The sequence below is a fragment of the Roseateles sp. P5_E11 genome (assembly GCF_054049355.1).
On sequence record NZ_JBFUMO010000585.1, the window covers coordinates 1 to 3,571 of the forward strand.

Consider the following 3,571-nt stretch of genomic DNA (forward strand, 5'->3'; position numbering starts at 1 on the left):
TGCGCCAGCGCCCCAGGCGAAGCGGGCCGGGCGGTGGCGGCGACCGGCACGGCGTCGCCCCGCTGCGTCCACCACAGCCCGGCCACCACGGCCGCGGCGGCGGCCAGCGTCAGCGCTGCCTTCATCGCCGCTCAGGGCTGCAGGGCGAGGAAGGCCGCGGCCGGCCAGCGGTTGGTCCGGCAATAGGCGGCGTTGCCGGAGCGCACCAGGCAGGCGTTGATGAGGGCCGTGCCGAAGGGGCCGTAGACGTCGGTCTCGGCGGCGCCGTTGCGGGTCACGGTCTCGGTGCAATGGAAGCGGTGCGCCATGGAGCGCGCCGCGCCCCGCGGGCAGTCGCCATTGCCGGCGGCTGCGGCGGCCAGAGCCTTGCTCCAGATCGGCATCGCCAGCGCCACGCCGTCGACGACCGTCGCACGGTTGGCCGTGCAGACCGCGCCGCCTGCGCCATCCACGCAGGCCTGCACCGCTGCGGCCGTGAAGGGGCCGTAGGTGGAGCTGGTGCTCATGCACTGGCGCAGATGGTTGTCGTAGCGCGTGCCATTGGGGCAATGGGCGTGCTTCTGTGCAGACGGCGCGACGGTCGGCAGCGCCCAACTGGCCAGCGTGGACGCCGGGTAGAGGTTGCCGGCAAAGATCCAGCCCTCGCGCAGCACGCCATCGCTGTGCGTGTACTCGACGCGGTAGTAGAGGTTGTTGGCCGACGCGGTGCCGAACACCTCCTTGACCTGCACGGCGGTGTTGGCGGGAATGGCAACCAGCAGAGCGCCGCCCGGCGTGGCGCGCATGTTGAGGTTGGGCACGACCTTGACCCAGTCCCCCGCATAAGCAATGGCACCGGGGCCGGCTGGCGCGGCACCTACCGCCAGCGTGGCATGCGTGCCGACATCTCCTGCGTCGATCCAGCCATCGGTCAGCGCGCCGTTGATGTCAGCACGGATGCGATACAGGCGCTTCTGCTGCTGCGCGCCGCTGACCATGAAATCCAGCACCTGGTAGGTGCCCGCCGCCGCCTGACCCAGCACCATGCCGCCCGGCGCCGAGCGCAGGTCCAGCGGCTGCAACGTGGCGATCGCGCTGGCCAGCGACTGCAGGCCGGGCACCTGGGCGCGGCAGAGCTGGTGGCGGTTATGGTCGATGCGGGCGTAGCTGGCCGTCTGCGCGACATACACCTGCGTGATGCTGCCTTCGTCGAAGCTGGCTCGGCCGGCCAGGCAGGCGGCGTCGCGCACGTCGTCCACGCACTCAAGCGTGTTGTTGCCGGCCAGCACGCAGGCGGCGGCGCCGACCTGCAGCAGCTTGCCGGGCTCGACGTTGCCGCCCACCGGCACGGGGCAACTGGGGCCGTTGTCCATCAGGCAGGCCACGTCGATGCCGGCGGCCTTGCTGAGGTCGGCGATGTCGACCAGCCAGAGCTTCGCGTCGTAGTTGTCGCGGTAGCCGTTGTCCTTGGCCACGTTGACATCCGACCCGTTCTGCCAGCGGCAGACCTTGGTGGGGMCGCCGTTGTAGGCCGACCAGGCCGAGCGCGCGCGGCCGCGCCAGTACTCGTCGACCTGGGCCGTCGTGCCTGTCGGCACCGTCACGCCACCCAGGCAGGAAACCGGTGCGGCTTCCCAAGCCGCGTAGTAGATGTCGATCGCGTAGGTGAAGTTCTGCATCATGTTCCAGCCCTTGCCTTCCTGGAGCTGGACGAAGTGATAGCGGTCGTCGACCTGCATCATTCCGTGGCCGTGGCCGCTGTCGCCGCGCATCATCTTCAGCGCATAGGGCTGGCCGGCGGCGGTCTGCGCGTCGCGGTAGTGCGACCAGAAGGTCTCCTGGCGCAGCGTTGCGTAGGTGCCGCGCTGGAAGGCTTCCAGCTCGCGCGCCGACACCGCCAGCTTGCGCGAGCGCAGGTAGCGGTCGCTGGCGTCGCGGATGACCGGGTACATGGCCTGCATGTAGCGCTTGCGCTCGTCGACGAGGTTGGCTGACGCGTCATTGAAGATGGTGCCGGTGTAGTTGCCGCGCACGAAGCTGTCGGGACCGAAGGCGTTGGCGTCGCAGCCCGAAGGGGCGCGGCCATGGGTCCAGGTGCCCCCGACCTTGTTGGTGCAGGCCCAGTCGTTGGGCGTGGGCGTGTAGCCGGCATGGGCCGTGGTGGCCAGGCCAAGGCACAGGGCGAAGAGAGCGAGTGCTTTCATGGCGTCCTCCTCACAGCGAGCGGCGACGCGCCGCCATGGCCAGCAGCCCCACCAGCATCAGCGCGACGCTGCCCGGCTCGGGCACCGCGGCCACGTCGCCGACGCGCACGGCCCAGGCCTGGGCCAGGGTGTCGGTGGCGAGCTGGTCCTGCAGACCCATGCCCATGAAGAAGCTCAAGGCCCAGCCGGGTTCGGAGGCCGTGCCCGTCCAGAACACCGGCCCGACCGGGCTGTTCGGATCGACGAGGCCGCTGAACGAGCCGGTCTGCGTGGGCCCGGCGGCCGTGTTGCCCAGGCTGGCGTAGAAGAGGTGGCCCAGCTCGCTGTTTGCACCGTTGTTGTTGATGCCGATGTCGGTGGAGCCGTCCTCTGAATAGTCCAGCTGCAGCGCGCTGCCATTGACCGGCGCCACCACCGGCAGGCGCCAGTCGTCGAAGCCGCCAAAGCTCAAGGAAGCCGCCCATTGCAGCGCGTCGGCCTGCGTGCGCAGCCCGCCGGTGGTGGCATCGGCCAGCCAGGTCAGGTTGGTCTGCGTGTCGTAGACCATGGCGCCGTTGGCACGCGGCTGCAATTCGGCGCGGGCCGTTGCACCGATCAGCAAACCAGTTATTGCCAGGCCGGCAAGCAGCGTCTTCTTGGTCATGGGCGGGGCGACGGCGTCGCGTGAACTGAGGGCGGGTCGCATGGTCTGCAAAACCACTGTGCAGCGACCAGCGGGTTAGTCCGGCAATGCCCTGCCAATTCGAGCGGGCGGCATAACCGCCTGGAATGCGCCCTGCCATGCACGAAGATGGGCTTTCCTGGCGTCAGCGGGACAATCTCCGGCCCACCGCCGCGCCTCCCTAGTTCTCGGGGGGGGTCGACGACCTCCGCGTCCCCGCCCGCATGCCCATCGCCGACTGGTTCTCGCCCGCTCAACTCTTCGGCTATGTCGCCTTTGTACTCGGCGTCGGCTGCTTCTTGCAGACCGATGACCGCCGCTTCAAGTGGTTCATGACGGGCGAGTGCATTGCCTATGTCGCCCACTTCGCGCTGCTGGGCAACCCGACGGYGGTGGTGAGTTCATCTCTGTCCATGCTGCGTTCGCTGTTGTCGCTGCATACGCGTTCGGTGTGGGTGGCCGTCGTCATCGTGGCGGCCAACCTCGGTTTTGGCTTGGGCCTGGCCCACAGGCCCAGCGACTGGCTGCCGCTGACGGCGTCCTGCCTGGGCACGATTGCCCTCTTCACGCTGCAGGGCATTCCGATGCGGCTGCTGATGCTGTGTGGCACCGGGCTGTGGATCGCCAACAACCTGATCGCAGGCTCCATCGGCGGCACGGCGCTGGAGGTGGTTATTGCGGTCATCAACCTGACCACCATCGCAAGGATGATCAGGTCTCGCCCAGC

3 protein-coding genes are annotated in these 3,571 nt (G+C 69.0%); 1 reads left to right on the forward strand and 2 read right to left on the reverse strand.

Translation table 11 applies throughout. From position 1 onward, the window contains the following. Positions 1–131: 131 nt before the first annotated feature. Complete coding sequence (locus ACXJKR_RS27385) at positions 132–2,183, reverse strand: hypothetical protein (RefSeq protein ID WP_457325512.1); 2,052 nt, start codon at positions 2,181–2,183, stop codon at positions 132–134. A 10-nt stretch (positions 2,184–2,193) separates the two neighbouring features. Next, positions 2,194–2,868: a PEP-CTERM sorting domain-containing protein gene (locus ACXJKR_RS27390; protein ID WP_457325513.1), complete on the reverse strand. Its 675-nt coding sequence runs from the start codon at positions 2,866–2,868 to the stop codon at positions 2,194–2,196. 200 nt (positions 2,869–3,068) lie between these two features. Here ACXJKR_RS27390 and ACXJKR_RS27395 point away from each other — a divergent pair. After that, the coding region (locus ACXJKR_RS27395) for a YgjV family protein (RefSeq protein ID WP_457325514.1) at positions 3,069–3,571 on the forward strand (503 nt) is incomplete at its 3' end.

Bases quoted from the DNA above. Each gene is read 5' to 3' on its own strand.
- ACXJKR_RS27390 (WP_457325513.1), bottom strand. From the start codon at position 2,868: ATGCGACCCGCCCTCAGTTCACGCGACGCCGTCGCCCCGCCCATGACC.